We start from the raw sequence: 19498 nt of genomic DNA on the forward strand, positions 1-19498 counted from the left end.
CGGCTTGAGCTTGCGAAGACCGTACCTCATCCACCAATCTCGCCGTCGAGCCGAAGAATATTCGGCACGATGACGGGGAGGGACCGGACCCATGACCACCGAACGCCCTGCGCTCTACGAGATGTTCGACGACCGCTTCCGCACCGGCCGCTGCATGAACGGCGACGAAGGCCTGGAGGTGCTCCACACCGGCTGCCGCTGGGCGGAGGGGCCGATCTACCTCCCCGCGTGGCGTCAGCTCGTCTGGAGCGACATCCCCAACGACCGGATGCTGCGCTGGGACGAGGAGACCGGTGCCGTCGGCGTCTTCCGCCGCACCGCCGGGCACACCAACGGCAACACCCTCGACCGCGAGGGCCGGCTCGTCACCTGCGAGCAGGGCAACCGCCGGGTGACCAGGACCGAACACGACGGCACGATCACGGTCCTGGCCGACCGCTGGCAGGGCAGGCGGCTGAACAGCCCGAACGACGCGACGGTGAAGTCGGACGGCTCCATCTGGTTCTCCGACCCCGACTTCGGCATCACCAGCGACTACGAGGGCTACCGGGCCGAGAGCGAGATCGGCGCCAACAACGTCTACCGGATCGACCCGCACACCGGTGAAGTGCGCCTGGTCGCCGACTGTTTCGAGGCGCCCAACGGCCTCGTCTTCTCCGCCGACGAGAGCCGGCTCTACGTCTCCGACACCCGGGCCGGCTACGTGCGCGTCTTCGACGTCCGTGACGACGGCACGCTCTCCGACGACAAGGTCTTCGCCGACGCCTCCGGCCGCCCGGACGCCCGCTTCGACAACCTCCGCTTCGACGACGGCGGTCGGTTGTGGGTGGCCGCGATGAACGACGGCGTGCACTGCTACGACCCCGACGGCACCCTGATCGGACGTCTGAACGTCCCGGAGGCGGTGGCGAACATCTCCTGGGGCGGGGCCAAGCGCAATCGCCTCTTCATCGCCGCCGAGACCAGCCTCTACTCGGTGGTGATGGCCGTCACGGGCACCCACCCCACCGGGCCGGGACACCGTCCGTGGCGGTGACTCCCGTGGCAGAGTGGCGGCCATGAAGATCATCGGTTTGATTGGCGGCATGAGCTGGGAGTCGACCGCCCAGTACTACCGGCTCCTGAACGAGGGTGTCCGGGACCGGCTGGGCGGGCTGCACTCGGCCAGGTGCGTGGTGTACTCGGTCGACTTCGCGGAGATCGAACGGCTCCAGGTGGCCGGCCGCTGGGACGAGGCCGGAGCCGTCCTCGCGGAGGCGGCCCGCTCGCTGGCGGCGGCCGGCGCGGAGATCCTGCTGATCTGCACGAACACCATGCACAAGGTCGCCGACCAGGTGGCCGCGGCCGTGGACGTCCCCCTGCTGCACCTGGCCGACGCGACGGCGTCGGCCGTGCGGGAGGCCGGCCCGCGCCGGGTGGGCCTGCTCGGCACCGCGTTCACCATGGAGCAGGACTTCTACCGCGACCGGCTCGCCGCGCACGGACTCGACGTCCTCGTACCCGACGAGGACGACCGGGCGCTGGTCCACCGGGTGATCTACGACGAACTCTGCCTGGGAGTCATCCGGGAGGAGTCCCGCGCCGCCTACCGCGAGGTCATCGGCCGGCTGGTGGCCTCCGGGGCGCAGGGCGTGATCCTCGGGTGCACCGAGATCGAGCTGCTCATCGGCCCGGAACACAGCCCGGTGCCGGTCTTCGCCACCACCCGCCTGCACGCCGAGGCCGCGGTCGCCGCGGCCCTGGAGCCGGCGGGAGGGTGACGGGCCGACGCCCCCGTCCGGAGCGTAGGGGACGCTCCGGACGGGCAGAGCGTGATCATGACAGAGATGCCGCAGACCACCGCACCGCCCACCACCCGGGGCGGCTCGCCGCCGCGCAACCCCTTACGCCAGCTCCTCGCCGCCTCGGTCGGCAACGCGGTCGAGTGGTACGACTGGTACGCGTACACCTTCCTCGCCACCCACCTCGCCCGACAGGTCTTCCCGCCGGGCGCGGGCAACTCCCTCGTCCCGCTCCTGTCGACCTTCGCCGTCTTCGCCGTCGGCTTCTTCATGCGCCCGGTCGGCGGACTGCTCCTGGGCGCGATCGCCGACCGGCGCGGCCGGCGGACGGCGCTCACGGTGACCATCCTGCTGACGGGCGGCAGCAGCCTGCTCGTGGGCGTCACCCCGACCTACGCCGCCGCCGGTGTCCTGGCCCCGGTGGTCCTCGTCGCCGCCCGCCTCCTCCAAGGCCTCTCGGTGGGAGGGGAGTTCGCCGCCTCCACCACGTTCCTGGTGGAGTCCGCCCGACCCGGTCGGCGCGGCCTCTTCTCCTCCTTCCAGTACGTCTCCACCTCGATCGGCCAGCTCGCCGCCTCCGGCATGGCCGCGCTGCTCGTGGCGCTGCTCGCCGAGGACGACATGAACTCCTGGGGCTGGCGCGTACCGTTCCTGCTCGGCGCGGTTCTCAGTCTCGTCGGCTTCTGGATCCGACGCGGCGCCGAGGAGACCCGGACCGCGCACGCCACCCGGAGCTCCCGCCCCGGCCTCTTCGACGCGCTCCGCCACCACCCGAAGGCGTCCCTCCTGATCTGCGGCATCACGGCCGGCGGCACCCTCGCGTACTACACCTGGACCTCCTACCTGCCGACCTACGCCGAGCTCGAGACCGGCATCGCGAAGGCGGACGCGCTCCTCGCCGGGACCGTCTCCCTGGCGTTCTTCGCCGTGCTGCAGCCGATCGGAGGCGCGCTCTCCGACCGCTTCGGCCGCAAGCCGTCCCTCCTCTTCTTCGGCCTCGGCTTCGCCGTCCTCGTCGTCCCGCTCCTGCACGCGCTGGACGGCTCCTTCCGCTCGCTCCTCCTGGTCCAGTGCGCCGGCATGGTCCTGCTCACCGGCTTCACCTCGATCTCGGCCGCCGTGAACGCGGAGATCTTCCCCGCCCGGGTACGCGCCGCCGGCATCGGCTTCCCGTACTCGCTGACGGTCGCGCTCTTCGGCGGCACCGCCCCCTACCTGGGCACCCTGCTGAAGGACCTGGGGCGGCCGGGGCTGTTCCCCTGGTACGTGGCGGCGCTCTGCCTGGTCTCCTCGGCGGTGTACCTGCGGCTGCCGGAGAGGGCCCACGAACCCCTGGACCGCTGAGGGCGGCCGTCTACGCGGCGACGGGCTCCCCCAGGCGCTCGACGGCGGCCCGCCACGCCGCCGTCACCGCCGAGTGCGCCTGCGCGGTCCCCGTCGGCCCGTCGCCGCTCAGCCGCACCGGCGCCCCCACGTGCACATGGAGCCCGGGCCGCCGCAGGGGCGCGGTGACGATCCCCGCCACCTGCTTCGCCGTACCTCCAGACGAGACGCGTCGCGCCCCCGCCTGACCGATGGGCACGACGGGCGCCCCGGTGCGCCGCGCCAGGCGCGCGATCCCGCTGCGGAACGGTCCCGGCGGTTCCTCACCGGAGTCCTTGCGCCGCGGCAGACCGCCCTCGGCGTAGATGAGCACCAGTCGGCCCGCGGCCAGCGCCTCCGCGGCCCGGTCGAGCGCCTCCGCGGCGCGGGCCGTGCCGCGACGGACCGGGATGTGCCCCTCGGCGGCGAGCGCCCGGCCGAGCCACGGAACGCGCCACAGCCCCGCCGTGGCCGCGACCACCGGCTGCACACCGAGGCGGTGCAACGCGGCCAGCACGACGGCCGGATCGGCGAGCGAGGTGTGGTTGGCGACCATGATGCTGCCCGGGGCGAGCCGGGCCCGGGGGTCCGTGCTCACGGTGAGCCGCCCCACGGCCGGCACCAATGCTGCGGAGACGCTGCTGAGCACGTCGTCCCTCCCCGAAGTCGTCGACATCACGCCCTCCATGCTCGGCACCGCACGCCCCGACGCCCTGAGCGGCGCTACTCAACCTCCGGCTCACGCCGTACTCAGACGGACCGCCGGTCACACCCGCCGGCGGGCGGGAGCGGCCGTGGGCCGTCCGGCTCGGCCGATCGGAGGGATTGCGCACGGGGACCGGTGGTGGCGCCGCCGTACCGGGTAGGGCGGCGGCCATGAGCCGAATCGAACTCACCAGCACCGCGTTCGACGACCACGGTGTGATCCCGCTGCGGTACAGCGGCGAGGGCGAGAACATCTCCCCACCCCTGGCCTGGTCGGGCGTGCCGCAGGACGCCACGGAGCTGGTGCTCCTCTGCGAGGACCCGGACGCGCCGGGGTCGACGTTCGTGCACTGGCTGGTCACCGGGATCGACCCGGGGACCAGCGGGGTGGTGGAGGGGCAGAAGCCCCAGGGCGGCCTGCCGTGGCCCAACGGCTTCGGGCGCGTCGGCTGGGGCGGCCCGATGCCGCCGCCGGGCCACGGACCGCACCGCTACTTCTTCCGCCTGTACGCCCTGACCGCGCCCCTGCGCCTGCACGACCATCCGGGCGCCGAGGACGTGCACCGCGCGCTCAAGGGCCGGGAGCTGGCCTCCGGCGTCCTGGTCGGGACCTACGAGCGCTGATCACGCCGCACCCGGCCGGCGGGTGCTGTCAGGACGGGGTCCCGGCGTCCGCGTACCGCAGCAGCGCGCCCACCCGCTCGGGCAGCCGCAGCTCGCGCTCCGGTACGACGACCAGCTCGGCACCGGTGCCCACGAGCGCCCTGACCAGGGCCTCGTCGGCGGGCTCCTCCCGCGGGGCCCGTACGCCGAAGGAGACCAGCTCCGCCTCGGTCAGGGCGAGCTGGGTGGGCCGCTCGCCCACCCAGAGGCGGCGCGAGGCGTCCGGCGGGTGGTTCAGCAGCAGCGCCGCGACCTGGCCCCGCTGCAGCGCCGCGACGGAGGCGGCCAGGCCCTCCGCCACCGGGCCGCGCACGGCACGCCGGCCGACGAAGAGGTCCACGAGCTCGCGGTCGTGCACGGCCATGCGCCCGCGGAAGACGCCGTCGAGCTGCGGTTCGAGGAGGGCTCGCCCGGTCTCGGTCGGGGTGGGGCCGCCGACGCGTACCACGCTGTCGCGCAGGCCGCGGGGCAGCCGGCGGACCAGGACGTTGCACGCCCACTCGTCCCCGCCCACGACGGCGTCGGCGTGGACGTGCCGCGCCCGTTCGTCCAGGCGGTGGCCGATGCGGACGGCGGCGCGGTGCCAGGTCGCCACCGCGACCCTGCGGCGCAGCCGCTCACCCGGTGTGACGGTGGACGCGGGCCAGGCGCCGGTCTCCGCCTCCAGCGTGACCCAGCCGTGGGTCTCGGCGGTCGGCAGGCCGCCGTAGTGGACGACCACGGCCAGATACGGGATCTCCGGCACGTGCTGGCTGACCAGGGGCATCGCGTCCGGCAGGGTGCCGTAGCGGGCGGAGTCGCGCTCGGGCGGGTGCGGCAGCTCCCCGTCGAGGACGAGCGTGTCGTGCGCGGCGAACACGGCCTGCCCGTGCATCCCCGGCACCGCCGCGTCGGAGCCCACCACCTCTTCCAGCGCGTTCAGGAGCGTCCGGCCCGCGCCCTGCCGCGACAGGCTCGCGCGCAGGCGCCGCCAGCGCAGGTCGATCGCCCGCTCGGGCTGGTCGACGTCCCGGGAGGTGTCCAGATACACGGACACGTACGGCCCCGGCTCCGCGTAGAGGGGCTCAAGGAAGGAAAGCCGCATCGCCACTCCTCGTCGAAGGTCTCCCCACCTTCGATGATGCGCCCCCGGGCGTACGGTCCACCGGCTCGGCCGACGGGTGCGGCCGGCGGGTGCGGCCGGCGGGGTCGGCCGACGGGTGCGGCCGACGGACCGGGTCAGCGCGCTCGGTCAGCCCGCTCGGTCAGCGCGCCGGGGCCGTGCTCCCGCCGATCACCAGTTCCGGCCGCAGGAGGCGGGGCCGCGGGTCGAGGGTGGCGGGGGAGGTGATCGCGCCGAGGGCGACGTCCACCGCCTGGCGGGCCATCTCCCGTTTCGGCAGGACGACTCCGGTGAGCGGGGAGCGGGACAGCAGACCGGCGGGGGTCTCGTCGTGGGCCACCACCGAGAGGCCGTCGGGGACCGAGCGGCCCAGGGCCCGGGCGGCCTCGACGGCGGCGGCCGCGAGCAGGTCGTGGGTGGCGAAGAGGGCCGTCGTGCCGGGTGCCGCGCGGAGGGCTTCCGTGGCGGCGGCGAGCCCGCTCCGGAAGGTGGGTTCCGCGGCGAGGTGGACGGCGCTGTCGGCCACGGTGATGCCGTCCTCGGCGAACGCGCGCCGGAAGCCCGCGACGCGCACACCGTGGGCGGGGCTGGCGAGGACGGCCACGCGTTCGTGGCCGAGCGCGCGCAGGTGGCGGCCGGCGATATGGCCGCCGTACTCGTAATCGACCGTCACCACCGGGAAGCCGCCGGGAAGTTCGGCCTCCCAGGCGCAAAGGACGACGGGGAAGCGGGCGTCCGCGAGGAGCGGTAGATGGCCGGTCAGGCCTTGGTCGCCGGCGATGAGGAGGGCGTCCACGGAACGGCTGGTGAGCCCGGCCAGATGGCGCCGGGCGCGTTCCCCGTCCAGGCGGGTGGTGCACAGCAGCAGGCGGTAGCCGCGCTCTTCCAGCGCGTCCTCGACCTGCTCGACCACGTCCGCGTAGAAGGGCGTGGAGACCGTCGGCACGAAGAGGCCGACGGTCCGGGTGCTGCCGGTGGCGAGCGAACGGGCCACGAGGTTCGGTACGTAACCGAGCTCGGCGATCGCGGCACGCACCCGCGCCTCGGTGGCCGGACGCACCGCCACCCGGCCCGAGATGACGTTGGAGACCGTCTGCTTGGTGACGCCGGCCCGCTCCGCCACATCCTGCATGGTGACCATGGCGCCCCCGTCGTGCCGATCGCGATTGGCTGGCAACGTAACCGTGCTCCCTGGCCAGGTCAAGGCATGTCCCGGCCGATCGGAACGGGGAGGAGGGGAAGGAGGCGAGTCGGCACATCTCCCTTGCGGTGAACGGGATTTGCTTCATCACGGCCCTTGTTTTACCGGTCAAATTGGCCCTAGGGTCCGTGCCACCCCGGCTCTCCCCCCAGCCAAGGAGTCCTCGTGAACGCTTCTCGCGACAGACTGGTCGGCGCGCTCGCCGCGGCGGCCCTGGCCCTGGCGGCAGGCGGCTCCCTGGCCGCCCCCACAGCCACCGCCGCCCCTACCGCCGCCGCCGTCTCGCCGACCGCCACCTACACCGTCACCGTCGGCGCGAAGGGCTCGTGGACGAACCCGGACGACACCCCGGCCAGCCCGTACATCGACAAGGACGGCACCTTCTACTACCAGCAGGCGCACGCGCTCTACGGAGCAAACGACCCGCGCAAGTGGTCCTTCTACACCGGCACGAACTTCGACACCGCCACCCGGTCCGGCGCCATCAGCGACGCGGTCAACCCGAACAACGCCAACGACCGCAACAACGACACCACATGGCGCTGCAACAACAGCCCCACCGGCGTCCGGTCCACCCAGGCCCCCGCCGGCAGCGGGTACGCCCACCGGAACTACTGCGACCTCACCGGGATGTGGGTCGATCCGGACACCGGCGACTGGTACGGACTCGTCCACAACGAGTTCACCCCGCAGCCCTTCGGCGACGGCATCCACTACGACGGCATCGACTACGCGGTCTCCACCGACCAGGGCCGGACGTGGACCATCAAGGACCACGTCATCACGTCCCCGTACAGCACCGTGCGCGGCGACACCACGGCCTTCCCGCAGCAGACCTACCACTACGGCACCGGCGACCCGCGGCTGTTCGTCGACACCGCCTCCGGCTACTTCTACGCCTTCTACGGCTCCCGGATCGTGAACAAGGGCGGCGGCTGGGCCGCGTTCTACGGACACGTCGCCCGCGCCCCCATCTCCGGCAAGATGGCGCCCGGTTCGTGGAAGAAGTGGTACGACGGCACCTGGACCCAGCCCGGGGTCGGCGGCCGTGAGTCCACCATGGTCCCCGTCGGGGCGGCCGGAACCACCGGCTACGTGCCGACGAACAAGGAGTACGACCCCGCCAACCCCGGCACCGTCAGCCAGCAGGTGGCCAACGGTCTGACCCCGCCCACCTCCCCGCTGTTCGTCATGGACATCACGTACAACGCCCACCTCGGGCTCTACATCGGCGAGCCCCAGGCCGTGGACCAGAGCGGCAACGCGCCGCAGGAGCTGTACGCCACCGACGACCTGACCACCCAGAAGTGGTTCAAACTCGGCGACACCGGCAGCTACAAGAACGCCTCCTGGTATCGCTGGTTCCTCGACAGCGGCAACAGGACGGGCTCCGGGATCGTCGGTCGGAACTTCCGCTCGTACTGCTCCTTCGGCTGCTCCGGCAACGCGAGCAGCGAGTACGTCAACCTGACGATCGACACCAGCTCCCCGGCGGCCCCGGTGGCGAGCGGCACGAGCTACCGCATCACCAGCGCCGGCGGCCGGGTCCTCGCGCAGGTCGCGGGCGGCACCGCGACGACGTCCCTGGCCGCCGCGACCGGTTCGGCACTCGAAGCATGGACCTTCACCGCGAAGGGCGACGGCTCCTACCGCATCGCCAACGCCTCCACCGGGAACCTCCTCGGCGTCGACACCTCCGGTCCGGGGACCCGCGCCTGGGGGACCAGGCCCACGGTCACCCCGGCGACCGCCGGCACCGGGCAGGAGTGGTTCGTCATCCGCGGCGCGTCCCCGGCCGACAACAGCCCCACCGGTACCTACAAGCTGGTCAACCGCTACAGCGGCCTGGTCGTCGGACTCTCCGCCGACACCGGCAGGCCCGCCGAGACCACCCCGGTCCGCAGCTGGTCCGACACCACCGGCAACCCCGTCGGCGGGAGCCGCACCGCCGCCGAGCAGACCCTGACCCTGACGCCGACGGCCTCGGCCTCCCTCGACGGAGTCCACACCCTGACCGCGTCCGGCAAGGCCCTCGACAACCCGAACAGCAGCGGCGCCAACGGCACCCAGCTCGTCACCTGGACGCTCAACAGCGGCGCCAACCAGAAGTGGACCTTCACCCGGCAGGCGGACGGCGCCTACGAGCTCAGGAACGTTTCCTCCGGCAAGTGCGCCGACGTCGACGGCGGTTCCACCAGCGCCGGTGCCCGGGTGATCCAGTGGACCTGCCACGGCGGCCCCAACCAGCGCTGGAACGTCGTCCGGCAGGCATCCGGAAACTACGCGATCACCTCGGCGGCCAGTGGGCTGGCGCTGACCACGGCCTCCACCGCCAACGGCGCCCTGGTCACCCAGCAGCCCGACACCGGCTCCACGCTCCAGCGGTGGACCGTGAACTGACCGACGGCGGAAGAACTGACGGAAGGACTGACGGAAGGACTGCCGGAAGGACTGGACGTGCGGGGGTCCGGGCGGCGACGCCCGGGCCCCCGCACGCGGTTGCATGCGACGGGAAAGGGCTGAAACCAGAGGGGCTTGGGCGATCGGACTTCGAATCGGTACTGGAAGAAGTTGTTCGTCTGCTCTACTTTGCCCCCGTGTCCCGACCCCCCTCCCGCCCTCTGGTCAGCGCGCCCGCCGAGACCGCGGTCCTCGCGCCGCTCCTCGCGGAAGGACCGCTCAGCCGGGTGGAGCCGGTCCGGCGCACGAGAGTCTCCTCGACGGTCGTCACCAAGGCGGCCCGCCCGCTCGTCGACGCCGCCACGATCGGCGTCGGCTGACCGCCACCTACCCGGCTGACCGCCACCTACCCGGCCGACCGCCCGCAGCCACCCTCCGAGTGAGCCACGCGAACACCCGCACGGCAGGTGCCCGTCCCTCATCCGCAAGGAGCCCCTGTGACACCCCGTATCACCCTGCTCCGACGCGCGACCGCGGCGCTCGCCGCGACCTGCGCGCTGCTCCTCACCGCCCTCGGCCCCATGCCCGCCGCCGCGGCGGACACGGCGCCGCCGCCCCGGGTCCTCACGGGTGCCGAACTCGCCGCCTCGTGGACCGCCCCCCTGTCCACCCGTGGCCGGTACGTCGTCGACGCCGACGGCGACCGGTTCAAGCTCAAGTCGGGCAACTGGGCCGGCGCCCAGGGCACCTGGCAGGGCAGTGGCGACGTCGGCGACGTGGCGAACCACCAGGCGCGGCAGGACGCGCACAACATCCCGCTCGGGCTGGACCGCAAGCCGGTCGCCCAGATCCTGGCCGACTTCCACGCCATGGGCCTGAACAGCGTCCGGCTGCCCTTCGCCAACGCGCTGATCCACGACACGAGCGTCGTCCCGGACGCGGCGGTCGCCGCCAACCCGCAGCTCAAGGGCAGGACCCCGCTCCAGGTCTTCGACGCCGTCGTCGCGGCCCTGACCGCGGACGGCTTCGCCGTCATCCTCAACAACCACACCACCAGTTACCGCTTCTGCTGCGGTCTGGACGGCAACGAGCGCTGGAACAGCGGCCAGTCGACGCAGGCGTGGATCGACGACTGGGTGTTCCTGGCCAAGCGCTACCAGGACGACAAGCGGGTCGTCGGTGCCGACCTGCGCAACGAGGTCCGCCGCGACACCTGGAACGACCCCAACTGGGGCTGGGGCAACGAGCACGACCTCAACAAGGCCCTGGAAGCGGCCGGCAACAGGATCCTGGAGGCCGACCCCGACCTGCTGGTCATCATGGAGGGCATCAACTGGCAGGGCATACCGACCGACGTGACCAGCCACGGCCGCCCCACGCTCACCCCCGTCGCCACCCTCTCCAACACCCTGATCCGCTCCGACAAACTCGTCTACTCGGCCCACTTCTACGGCTACACCGGCCCGAACCACACCGGCGCCACCGGCACCGGCGAGACCCACGACCCGCGCTACGAGGAGTTCACCCCCGAGCAGCTCGCCCAGGTCGTCGACGACCAGGCCCTGTTCGTCACCCGGTCCGGCCAGCACTTCACCGCGCCCGTGTGGATCAGCGAGTTCGGCGCCGCCGGCCGGGGGGACGTCGACGCCGCGGAACGCGCCTGGTTCACCCACTTCACCGACATCCTCGTGCGCAACGACACCGACTTCGCCATCTGGCCGCTGGTCGGCTGGACGGACGGGAACGGTACGCCGCAGGACAACTGGGCCATGGTCAACTACGCCACGGACGGTACGCGGCTCGGCGTCATGGACGCCGGCGACTGGCGCGCGACCGACTGGAACAAGCTCGTCGACGCGCCCGGCAGGAGCGGACCGGTCGCGCCGACGCCCCGCTGGAACATGCTGAACCTGGACTACGCCGACTACGACGTGTCCGCCACCATGCTCGCCAGGCCGGACTGGTCGCCCGGCAACCGCAAGGGCAACTGCCCCGACACCCAGCGCCTGGTCGGCCTCGGCCGGGGCGACAGCCGCGGCCTGTGCACGGACGCGGGCGGGCCGGCGAAGGGCACCGGGGCCTGGACCGTCGTCACCGACGAGCGGTACGTCACCGGGGGTGACTGGGCGAGCGGATACAACAAGCTCCAGTGCCCCGACCGGACCTTCGCCGTCGGCTACAGCGTGAACGGCAACGCGATGTCCGCCCTCCTCTGCGCCCCCGCGGCGGCCTCACCGCCCGCCTCCGGCCGCGTGCTCTGGTTCGACCACGGCGACAACCGGCCCGCCACCGGAGGGTCGAACGCCAGTGACTGGGCACCCGGCTCCTACAAGGGCCAGTGCGCCGACGACGAGTACCTCGCCGGCGTCGCCTACACCTGGAAATGGCTCCACCACGGCGTTCCGGACGCGCTGCTCTGCCGCCCCCTGACCTGACGGCGACCCGTTCCGCCGCAGCGGCCCGAGCAGGGAGAGCCGACCGGGGGTCCGTCCACCGCGCCCGCCCGTACCGTCGTGGGGCGGGGGCGGGCCGGTGGCCGCGGTCGGCGCCCTGTTCGCCGCCCACGAGCCCCGGCACCCGCCCCGTCAGTGTCCGCGCGCGGGCCCCGGCCGGGGACGACCGGGCCGCGGCCGGCCGGGCGGAGCACCGCGCTTGCCAGCGTGCCGCTCGGCAAGGGCCGTTGACGCCACACGCTGTTCACACGGCTCAGGAATGCCGGCACCGGAGCCGCCGGTTGCGGCGTACATGACTCTCGGAGTAACGCTCAGCTCGACCTCCCGACAGCTCCCCGTCGACACGACCGTCCGGCTCGCCCACGAGGCGCGGGACGCCGGCCTGCACTCCGCGTGGTTCGGACAGTCCTTCGCGTACGACTCGCCCTCGCTGGCGGCGATCGTCGGACGCGAGGTGCCGGGCCTGCACGTGGGGACCGCCGCGATCCCGATCTTCGGGCGCCATCCGCTGCTCGTCTCCAGCCAGGCCCAGACGGCCCAGGCCGCCACCGGAGGCCGCTACCACCTCGGGCTCGCCCTCGGCACCCCGCACCTCACCGAGACCGGCTTCGGTACCGGCGGCCGATCGGTCTGCTCAGGGAGTTCCTCACCGCCCTGCGGCCCCTCCTCGAAACGGGCGAAGCCGACTTCCACGGAGAGCTGCTGACCGCCACGACGCCGTACTCGGCGGCGGTCCCGGGCGCGCGACCCCCGGTGCCCGTGCTGGTCGCCGCCATGGGGCCGCAGGCGCTGCGCGTCAGCGGTGAACTGGCCGACGGCATCCTGCCGTTCCTGGCCGGGCCGCGGGCCCTCGCCGAGCACATCGTCCCGGCCGTGACCGCCGCCGCGGAGGCGGTGGGCCGGCCCGCGCCGCGCGTCGTGGCCCTCGTGCCCGGCGTGGTCACGTCCGACGCCGACGGCGTGCGGCGGCAGGCGGCCGAGGCGCTCGCGCTCTACGAGCGCATTCCCTCCTACCGGCGCGTCATCGAGCTCTCCGGCGTCGACGGGGCCGCCGACCTGGCCGTCCTCGGCGACGAGGAGACCGTCGCCGCCGAGGTACGGCGTTACCGCGACGCGGGAGCGACCGAGGTGGTGTTCACCGCGACGGACCTGAGCGGCGAGGACGACCGGCGCCGCACCTGGAAGCTGCTCGGCGAACTGTCGCGGGGCTGACGGCCCCGCCCGGGACCCCGGCGACGCGCCCAGGACCCCGGCGACGCGCCCAGGACCCCGGCGGCGCGGCCGGGGTCCGGCGACGCCGCCGGGGTCCGGCGACGCCGCCGCGGTCCGGCGGTGCGGCTCGCGCCGCCTCTCCGCCTCAGGACTCCAGCACCTCCACGTGGTCGCCGATCGCGACCACCAGCACCCGCGCGCCGGGTCCGGTGGTGCGCCAGCGGTGCCGGACACCACCGGACAGCAGCAGGGTGTCCCCCCGTCCCAGCCGGTGGATCCGGCCTTCGGCCTCCACCTCCACCGAGCCTTCCGCCACGTACATCAACTCGTCGTTACGGTGCCGGAACTCGCGGTCCGCCTCGTGCTCGCCGACGAACTCCAGCGCGTGCAGCTGATGGCGACCGCGCACCACCGGCCGGACCCGGGCCTCCCGGTCGAGGCCGCTGTCGTCGTCCGCGCGGACCACGTCGACCGTGCGGGACTCGTCCGAGGCCGCGAGCAGCTGGACCGCCGTGGTGCCGAGGGCGTCCGCGATCCGCTGCAGCGAACGCATGCTGGGGCGCGCCCGGTCGTTCTCGATCTGGCTGAGGAAGGGTGCGGAGAGCCCGCTGCGTCCGGCCATCTCGGCGAGCGTCAGATCGAGCGCCCGGCGTCGGCGGCGTACGGCGGCGCCCACCCGCGGGGTGTTCGCGGTGTCCATGGATCGTTCCGTCCTTCCCGCCCCACGGCGCCGTTCTTACTGGTCGGCGGCGCCTGACGGCACCTTACGCGGCCCACGGCGGCAAGTCGGAGCCGGTTTCGTACTCCCGACACACGCCCGTCACACAACGGCCCTAACGTCAAAGTCGCTTGCTCTCATCAAAGAAAGTTTGAAGCGAGGAGTTCCGACATGCCCCCGATCGACCAGAATTCACGCCGCCGTCGCCCCACCGGCCTGATCGCCGTCGACGAGACGGCCGCGTACGACGGCTACACCCTCTACGCCCCGCTCACCGGCACCGGGGAGGTCTACCTCGTCGACCTCCAGGGCCGCACCGCCCACCGGTGGAACCTCCCTTACCGCCCCGGCCGGCACGCACGGCTGCTCGCCGACGGCACCCTGGCCTACAACGGCGTCCTGCCGGGGGAGGAGGCCCTCTTCCCGATGTGGCACAAGTACCGCGGCGGCGTCATGCTCCACGCCGCCCCCGACGGGACCGTGCTCCGGGAGCACCGCGATCCCCTCCAGCACCACGACGCCCACCACCTCGACGACGGCCGCATCCTCTACACCGCCCTCGAAGCCCTGACCGGCGCCGAGGCCGCGGCGGTACGGGGCGGCGTGCCCGGCTCCGAGGCCGCGGACGGCGTCGTCTGGGCCGACACCATCCGCGAGGTGGGCCCGGACGGCGAACTCCTGTGGTCCTGGCGGGCCGCCGAGCACCTCGACCGCGCCTCCTTCCCCCTCCACGAGGCGTACGCCCGCGAGCACTGGCCGCTGATCAACAGCGTCACGCCCCTGCGGGACGGCAACATCCTGGCCAGCCTGCGGAGCGTCTCGGCCGTCGTCGTCATCAGCCGCGACACCGGCGAGATCCTCTGGCGCAGCGACCCGGGCACCGTCAGCCAGCAGCACGCGCCCACCGAACTGGACGACGGGCGCCTGCTGGTCTTCGACAACGGCGTCTTCCGCCCCGGCTGCGACGTCCCGTACTCCCGCGTCATCGAGATCGACCGGCCCTCCGGGGAGCTCGTGTGGGAGTACCACGACCCGGCCCGCGAGTTCTTCTTCGCGCCGTTCATGGGCTCCGCGCAGCGCCTTCCGAACGGCAACACGCTTGTGACGGACTCCCCGTCCGGGCGGCTCTTCGAAGTGACGAAGGACGGCTACCTGTGCTGGGAGTACGTCGTCCCGTACTTCGCCGGCTACGCCGAGAGCGAGGTCCGCGGCCTCTTCCCGTCCCAGCCCAACGCCGTCTTCCGCGCCTACCGCTACGCCGCCGCCGACATCCCGTGGCTGGAGGTGACGGCATGACGCCCACGCCGACCGGCCCCGACCTCGACGACGACGCCGTCGACGCGCCGGTGCCGCTGCGCCGTCTGGCGCCGCTGGCCGCCCAGCACGTGCTGGCGATGCTCGCCGCCCCGGTCTCCACCGTCTTCCTCGTCGCCGGCACCCTCAGGATGCCGCCCGGCGCGACCGCCTCGCTGCTCAGCGCCGTCCTGCTGCTGTGCGGCGCCGGCGCCCTGCTCCAGTCCCTCGGCGTGTGGCGGATCGGCGGCCGCCTGCCGTTCGTGATGCTGCCCGGCGGCGCCGCGACCGCGCTGTTCCTCCAGATCGCCCAGCAGCACGGGGCGCCGACCGCGGTCGGCGCCGTCCTCCTCGCGGCGGCGCTCCTGTTGGCCGTGTTGCCGCTCTACGCCCGGGTCGTGCGCTTCTTCCCGCCCCTCGTCATGGGCGTGACCGTGCTGCTCATCGGGATCGCGATGATCCGGGTCGCCGCCCGGCTCGTCACGGGACCGGACGGCACCGGCGAGCCGCGCGCGGTGCTCCTCGCCGCGCTGACGGTCGCGGTCACGGTCGCCGCGTACGTGCTGCTGCGCGGGGTCTGGCGGCAGACCTCCGTCCTCCTCGGGATGGCCGCGGGAACCGTCATCGCGGTGACCACCGGTCTCGGCTCCTTCACGCCGGTGGCCGGCAGCGGCTTCGCGCTGCCCGCCCTCCTGCCCTTCGGGTCACCTCGGTTCGACCTGGCGGCGGCCCTTCCGCTGCTCGTGTTCAGTCTCACGACCCTCGCCGAGATCACCGGCCAGACCGTGCTCAACAGCGAGACCGCCGGCCGGACCCCCGTCCCCGGGCGGGACGTGCCGCGCGTCGCCCGCGCCGACGCGCTCGTCTCCCTGGCCGGCGCACTGTTCGGCACGTCCCTCATGGTCACCAGCGCCGAGAACATCGGCATCGGCCGGCTCACCGGGGTCCGCAGCCGCTTCGTGACCGCCGGCGCGGGAGTGCTCCTGGTCGCCCTCGGCCTGGCCACTCCGGTGTCCCGGGCGCTGGCCGGTCTGCCCGAAGCCGTCGTGGGCGGCTCGGCCCTCGTCGTCTACGCCGTCATCGCCGTCATGGGCGTCGAGATGCTCCGCCGGGCCGACCTGTCCGGCACGGGGACCGGAAACCTGACGGCCGCACTCGCGCTCACCGCGGGACTGCTGCCGCTGCTCACGCCTGACCTGTACGCGGGATTCCCCGCGTGGGCCCGCACGATCCTGGGAAGCGGCGTCGTCGCCGGCACCCTGACGGCGGTCCTCCTCACCGCGCTCCTCGGGCGGTCGGGTGGCGGACGCTCGGCCCTCGGGCAGTCGGGTCCCGGGCAGTCGGGTCCCGGTCGGCCGGATTCCGGTCAGTCGGGTCCCGGTCAGTCGGGTTCCGTGCGGGCGGATCCCGTGCGGTCGGGTCCCGGGCGGCTCGCGGAGGAGTGAGACCGCCCGGCCGGGCCCCCGGCGGCCGCCTCATCCGGCTGCCGGCAGGACGGCGGGGGATCGGCCCCCGGCACCAGCAGGCGGGGCGTGCCGGAGCCGTCGGCGGGGACCGTCCACACCTGGGTCGCGGTGGGATGAACCGCCGGGGCGGGCCCGGCGTCAACTCGCCGGAGTGCCCCCTGCCCGGGAACGGGACGGGACGCCCGGCCGGGGGTAGACCCTGGACTGCTTCACGCTGCCGAAGGCGAAGCTGGACTCGATCGACGCGATGCCCGGGATGGCGTGGATCCGGGTGCGGACGAGGGCCTCGTAGGCCTCCAGGCTCTCGATGACGACCCTGAGCAGGTAGTCGCTGCTGCCGGCCATCAGATAGCAGTCCTGGATGTGGTCGATGAGCCCGACGTGCTGCTCGAACACGTTGACCGCCTCGGCCGTGTGGCGCTCCAGGCGGATCCGTACGAAGACGGTGATCGGGAGGCCGAAGGCGACCTGGTCGACCGTGGCCGTGTACCCGCCGATCAGGCCCGACTCCTCCAGGCGGCGCACCCGGCGCAGACAGGGCGACGGGGACAGCCTGATCCGGTCGGCGAGGTCCTGGTTCGACAGGCGGCCGTCGGCCTGCAACTCGTGGATGATCTGGAAATCCACGGCGTCCATCGGCTCTCCCCGGCAGTTCTTGGCAGATTCTGCCCCCAGGCTATGCCGGGAGGGCAGAAGTGGCAATCATCTGCCCCACCCAAAGCTCTAGCGTTGCTTCCTGGGGCAATACCGCAGGTCGGTTCCGCCCCATGGCTTCGAGACGGCTTTGAGCGGAGGACTGGGGCGGTGGCCGCAACGCGATCGGCGGGGGTGCGAACGGTGGGGACACCGGTCACGCCCACACCGCCCACGACCGAACACGACTCGGACCCCCTGCCCGCTACCGGGCCGTCCCGCGGAGCTCGCGGCGGTCCCCTCCGCGGGCCCGGGGGCGGTCTGCTGCGGGGGCTCTCGCCGCAGGCCGTGGGCATGGTCGCGCTGGTCCTCACGGTGACCGTCTGGGCCGCCTTCGCGCTCAGCGCCCGCGCCCTGAGCGCTTCCACGCTGCTGCCGGCCGACGCCGCGCTGCTGCGCTTCGGCGTGCCTCTGGTGGTCCTGGCCCCCGCGCTGTGGCGCCGCAGGCGCCCACTGGCCGCGGTCCGGTTCGGCCCCGCGGCGAAGATCATCTGCGGCGCCGGGGTGCCGTTCTTCCTCGCCGCCATGTACGGCGGCTCGCTGACGTCGGCCGCGTTCGTCGGGGCGATCGTGCCCGGCATGGTCCCGCTGTTCGTCTCCGCCCTCGTGGTCGCGGGCGGCAAGAGCGCGCCGCGCGGCACCCAGGCGGTGGGCCTCGCCCTCATCGTGGCCGGCGTCGTGGCCCTGGTGTGGCGCTACACCGCCGCCCTCGACGCGGACGTCCTGCTCGGCACCGGCACCCTGCTCGTCGCCAGCGGCCTCTGGGCCCTCTACACCGTGGGCCTGCGAGAAGTGGACCTCGACCCCGTCGGGTCCATCGGACTGCTCTGCCTGCCCTCCTTCGTGGTCATCGCGCTGCTGGCCCTGACCGGTGTCCTGCCCACCGGCCTCGCCCACGCGGCCGGAGGCGACATCGCGCTCTTCCTCGTCGTCCAGGGCCTGGGCGTCGGCCTGTGCGCGGGACTGCTGTACGCGTTCGCCATCCGGCGGCTCGGCCCGGAGCGCAGCTCCGTCGTCGGCAGCCTCAGTCCGGTCGCCGTCGTCCTGCTCGCCATGCCCCTCCTCGACGAGTCGCCGACCCTGCCCGTCGTCGTCGGGGTCCCCCTCATCACCCTCGGCGTCGCGCTCGCCAACCGACGTTCCCGAAGCAAGGTGCCCGCCGATGCTTGAGCTGCTGCCCGCCCCGCCCGCCGACCCGCTGTGGGACCTCACCGCCGAGTACGCCGCCGACCCGCGCCCGGAGCGCCTCAACCTCGTCCTCGGCGTCTACCGCGACCCCACCGGGGTCACCCCCGTGATGGCGGCGGTCAAGGAGGCCGAGATACGCCTGGCGGAACGCGCCGGCTCCAAGGAGTACCTCGGCCTGTCCGGCAACACCGCCTTCAACCGCGCCATGCTCACCACCGTCCTCGGCACCGAGGCCCTCACCACGCGGGCGACGGCCGTCCAGACCGTGGCCGGCACCGGCGCCCTGCGCCTCCTCGCCGATCTCGTACGGCAGACGCGCCCCGGCACCACGGTGTGGATCAGCGACCCCGCCTACGTCAACCACCGCCCCATCCTCGAAGGCGCGGGCCTCACCGTCCGCACGTACCGGTGGCTCGACCCGAACGGGCCGTCGGACGGCACGGCCCTCCTGGACGACCTCCGCGCGGCCGGGCCCGGTGACGTCGTCCTGCTGCAGGGCTGCTGCCACAACCCCACCGGCGCGGACCCCTCCTTCGAGACCTGGGAAGCGCTGGCCGCGCTCGCCGCGGGCAACGGCTGGGTCCCCTTCGTCGACCTGGCCTACCACGGCCTCGGCGACGGCCTGGACGCCGACCTGCGCCCCACCCGGATGCTCGCCGAACGGCTCCCCGAGGTGCTGATCGCCGTCAGCTGCTCCAAGAACTTCGGGCTCTACAGCGACCGCACCGGCTGCGCCATCGTCCTCGGCTCCTCGACCCGGGCCCTCCGGCACGTCGAGACCGCCCTCCAGAACGCCGCGCGCACCCTCTACTCGATGCCGCCGGACCACGGCGCCGCCGTCGTCGCCACCGTCCTGCAGGACGAGCGGCTGCGGGCCGCCTGGCGCGCCGAGCTCGACGTGATGCGCCATCGGATCACCGCCAACCGGGCGGACCTCGTCGCCCACCTGGGCGCCCTCGGCCACGAGGAGCAGGCGAGGGCCCTCGCCCGGCAGAAGGGCATGTTCTCCATGCTGCCGCTCGGTCCCGACGCGATGCTCCGGATGCGTCGCCGGTCCGGCATCTACGGGACGACGGCCGGCCGCATCAACATCGCGGGCGTCTCCGCCCACCGGATCCCGTTCCTGGCCCAGGGCATCGCGGACGCCCTGCGGACGCCGAGCGGCGCGGGGGCCGTCTGAGGCGTCGGGCGGGGCAAGCGGCCGGGTAGCCCGCGGGGCGGGCGGGGGCGGGGCGACACCGGACCGCCGTGGGGGGTTCGA

16 protein-coding genes and 1 pseudogene are annotated in these 19498 nt (G+C 73.4%); 12 read left to right on the top strand and 5 right to left on the bottom strand.

Features of this window, described 5'->3' with window-relative positions:
• Nucleotides 1–91 precede the first annotated feature (91 nt).
• Genes ACIGXE_RS06925 through ACIGXE_RS06935 form a run of 3 tightly spaced genes read left to right on the top strand, consistent with a single transcriptional unit; the run spans nt 92 to nt 3125 of the window.
• Complete coding sequence (locus ACIGXE_RS06925; protein WP_399744276.1) at nt 92–1036, top strand: SMP-30/gluconolactonase/LRE family protein; 945 nt, start codon at nt 92–94, stop codon at nt 1034–1036.
• A gap of 22 nt (nt 1037–1058) precedes the next feature.
• Nucleotides 1059–1760, top strand: coding sequence for an aspartate/glutamate racemase family protein (locus ACIGXE_RS06930; protein WP_399744278.1), 702 nt, complete (start codon nt 1059–1061; stop codon nt 1758–1760).
• 57 nt (nt 1761–1817) lie between these two features.
• A complete protein-coding gene (locus ACIGXE_RS06935; protein WP_399744280.1) occupies nt 1818–3125 on the top strand; it encodes an MFS transporter in 1308 nt (435 codons plus the stop codon).
• A gap of 10 nt (nt 3126–3135) precedes the next feature.
• On the opposite strand, the gene ACIGXE_RS06940 is transcribed toward ACIGXE_RS06935, so the two are convergent.
• A complete protein-coding gene (locus tag ACIGXE_RS06940; RefSeq protein WP_399744282.1) occupies nt 3136–3819 on the bottom strand; it encodes a lysophospholipid acyltransferase family protein in 684 nt (227 codons plus the stop codon).
• 200 nt (nt 3820–4019) lie between these two features.
• Between ACIGXE_RS06940 and ACIGXE_RS06945 the strand changes: the two genes are divergently transcribed.
• The gene (locus ACIGXE_RS06945; RefSeq protein WP_399744284.1) at nt 4020–4472 is read left to right on the top strand and encodes a YbhB/YbcL family Raf kinase inhibitor-like protein; all 453 of its coding nucleotides are present in this window, start codon (nt 4020–4022) and stop codon (nt 4470–4472) included.
• Between the two features lie 28 nt (nt 4473–4500).
• Here the strand turns inward: ACIGXE_RS06945 and ACIGXE_RS06950 are convergent, their stop codons facing one another.
• Together ACIGXE_RS06950 and ACIGXE_RS06955 are read right to left on the bottom strand one after the other, a co-directional pair.
• Nucleotides 4501–5595 carry a hypothetical protein gene (locus ACIGXE_RS06950; protein ID WP_399744286.1) on the bottom strand — a complete coding sequence of 365 codons (1095 nt, stop codon included), beginning with the start codon at nt 5593–5595 and terminating at the stop codon, nt 4501–4503.
• 160 nt (nt 5596–5755) lie between these two features.
• Nucleotides 5756–6754: a LacI family DNA-binding transcriptional regulator gene (locus tag ACIGXE_RS06955; RefSeq protein WP_399744288.1), complete on the bottom strand. Its 999-nt coding sequence runs from the start codon at nt 6752–6754 to the stop codon at nt 5756–5758.
• Nucleotides 6755–6979: 225 nt separating this feature from the next.
• Here ACIGXE_RS06955 and ACIGXE_RS06960 point away from each other — a divergent pair, with 225 nt between their 5' ends.
• From ACIGXE_RS06960 to ACIGXE_RS06975, 4 genes and pseudogenes are all read left to right on the top strand, one after another.
• On the top strand, nt 6980–9214 hold the full coding sequence (locus ACIGXE_RS06960; protein WP_399744290.1) for an RICIN domain-containing protein: 2235 nt from the start codon (nt 6980–6982) through the stop codon (nt 9212–9214).
• A 197-nt stretch (nt 9215–9411) separates the two neighbouring features.
• A complete protein-coding gene (locus ACIGXE_RS06965; RefSeq protein ID WP_399744292.1) occupies nt 9412–9594 on the top strand; it encodes a hypothetical protein in 183 nt (60 codons plus the stop codon).
• A 201-nt stretch (nt 9595–9795) separates the two neighbouring features.
• Complete coding sequence (locus ACIGXE_RS06970) at nt 9796–11649, top strand: glycoside hydrolase family 5 protein (RefSeq protein WP_399745146.1); 1854 nt, start codon at nt 9796–9798, stop codon at nt 11647–11649.
• Nucleotides 11650–11959: 310 nt separating this feature from the next.
• Nucleotides 11960–12879 (top strand): annotated as a pseudogene (locus tag ACIGXE_RS06975) (LLM class F420-dependent oxidoreductase).
• 145 nt (nt 12880–13024) lie between these two features.
• Here the strand turns inward: ACIGXE_RS06975 and ACIGXE_RS06980 are convergent.
• Nucleotides 13025–13579, bottom strand: a complete 555-nt coding sequence (locus ACIGXE_RS06980; RefSeq protein ID WP_399744294.1) for a helix-turn-helix domain-containing protein — start codon at nt 13577–13579, stop codon at nt 13025–13027.
• Nucleotides 13580–13768: 189 nt separating this feature from the next.
• Here ACIGXE_RS06980 and ACIGXE_RS06985 point away from each other — a divergent pair, with 189 nt between their 5' ends.
• Nucleotides 13769–14893, top strand: a complete 1125-nt coding sequence (locus ACIGXE_RS06985) for an aryl-sulfate sulfotransferase (RefSeq protein ID WP_399744296.1) — start codon at nt 13769–13771, stop codon at nt 14891–14893.
• On the top strand, nt 14890–16335 hold the full coding sequence (locus ACIGXE_RS06990; protein ID WP_399744298.1) for a uracil-xanthine permease family protein: 1446 nt from the start codon (nt 14890–14892) through the stop codon (nt 16333–16335). The genes ACIGXE_RS06985 and ACIGXE_RS06990 overlap by 4 nt, the downstream gene beginning before the upstream one ends.
• Before the next feature lie 159 nt (nt 16336–16494).
• Here ACIGXE_RS06990 and ACIGXE_RS06995 read toward each other — a convergent pair whose 3' ends face one another.
• Nucleotides 16495–16992, bottom strand: a complete 498-nt coding sequence (locus ACIGXE_RS06995; protein ID WP_399744300.1) for an Lrp/AsnC family transcriptional regulator — start codon at nt 16990–16992, stop codon at nt 16495–16497.
• A 351-nt stretch (nt 16993–17343) separates the two neighbouring features.
• Here ACIGXE_RS06995 and ACIGXE_RS07000 point away from each other — a divergent pair, with 351 nt between their 5' ends.
• Complete coding sequence (locus ACIGXE_RS07000; protein ID WP_399744302.1) at nt 17344–18219, top strand: DMT family transporter; 876 nt, start codon at nt 17344–17346, stop codon at nt 18217–18219.
• Nucleotides 18212–19417: an aromatic amino acid transaminase gene (locus tag ACIGXE_RS07005; protein WP_399744304.1), complete on the top strand. Its 1206-nt coding sequence runs from the start codon at nt 18212–18214 to the stop codon at nt 19415–19417. Before ACIGXE_RS07000 ends, ACIGXE_RS07005 begins: the two co-directional genes overlap by 8 nt.
• Nucleotides 19418–19498: the final 81 nt, after the last annotated feature.

It is taken from the genome of Streptomyces sp. NPDC053431 (assembly GCF_044544925.1).
In the GTDB taxonomy this organism is placed as follows: Bacteria; Actinomycetota; Actinomycetes; order Streptomycetales; family Streptomycetaceae; genus Streptomyces.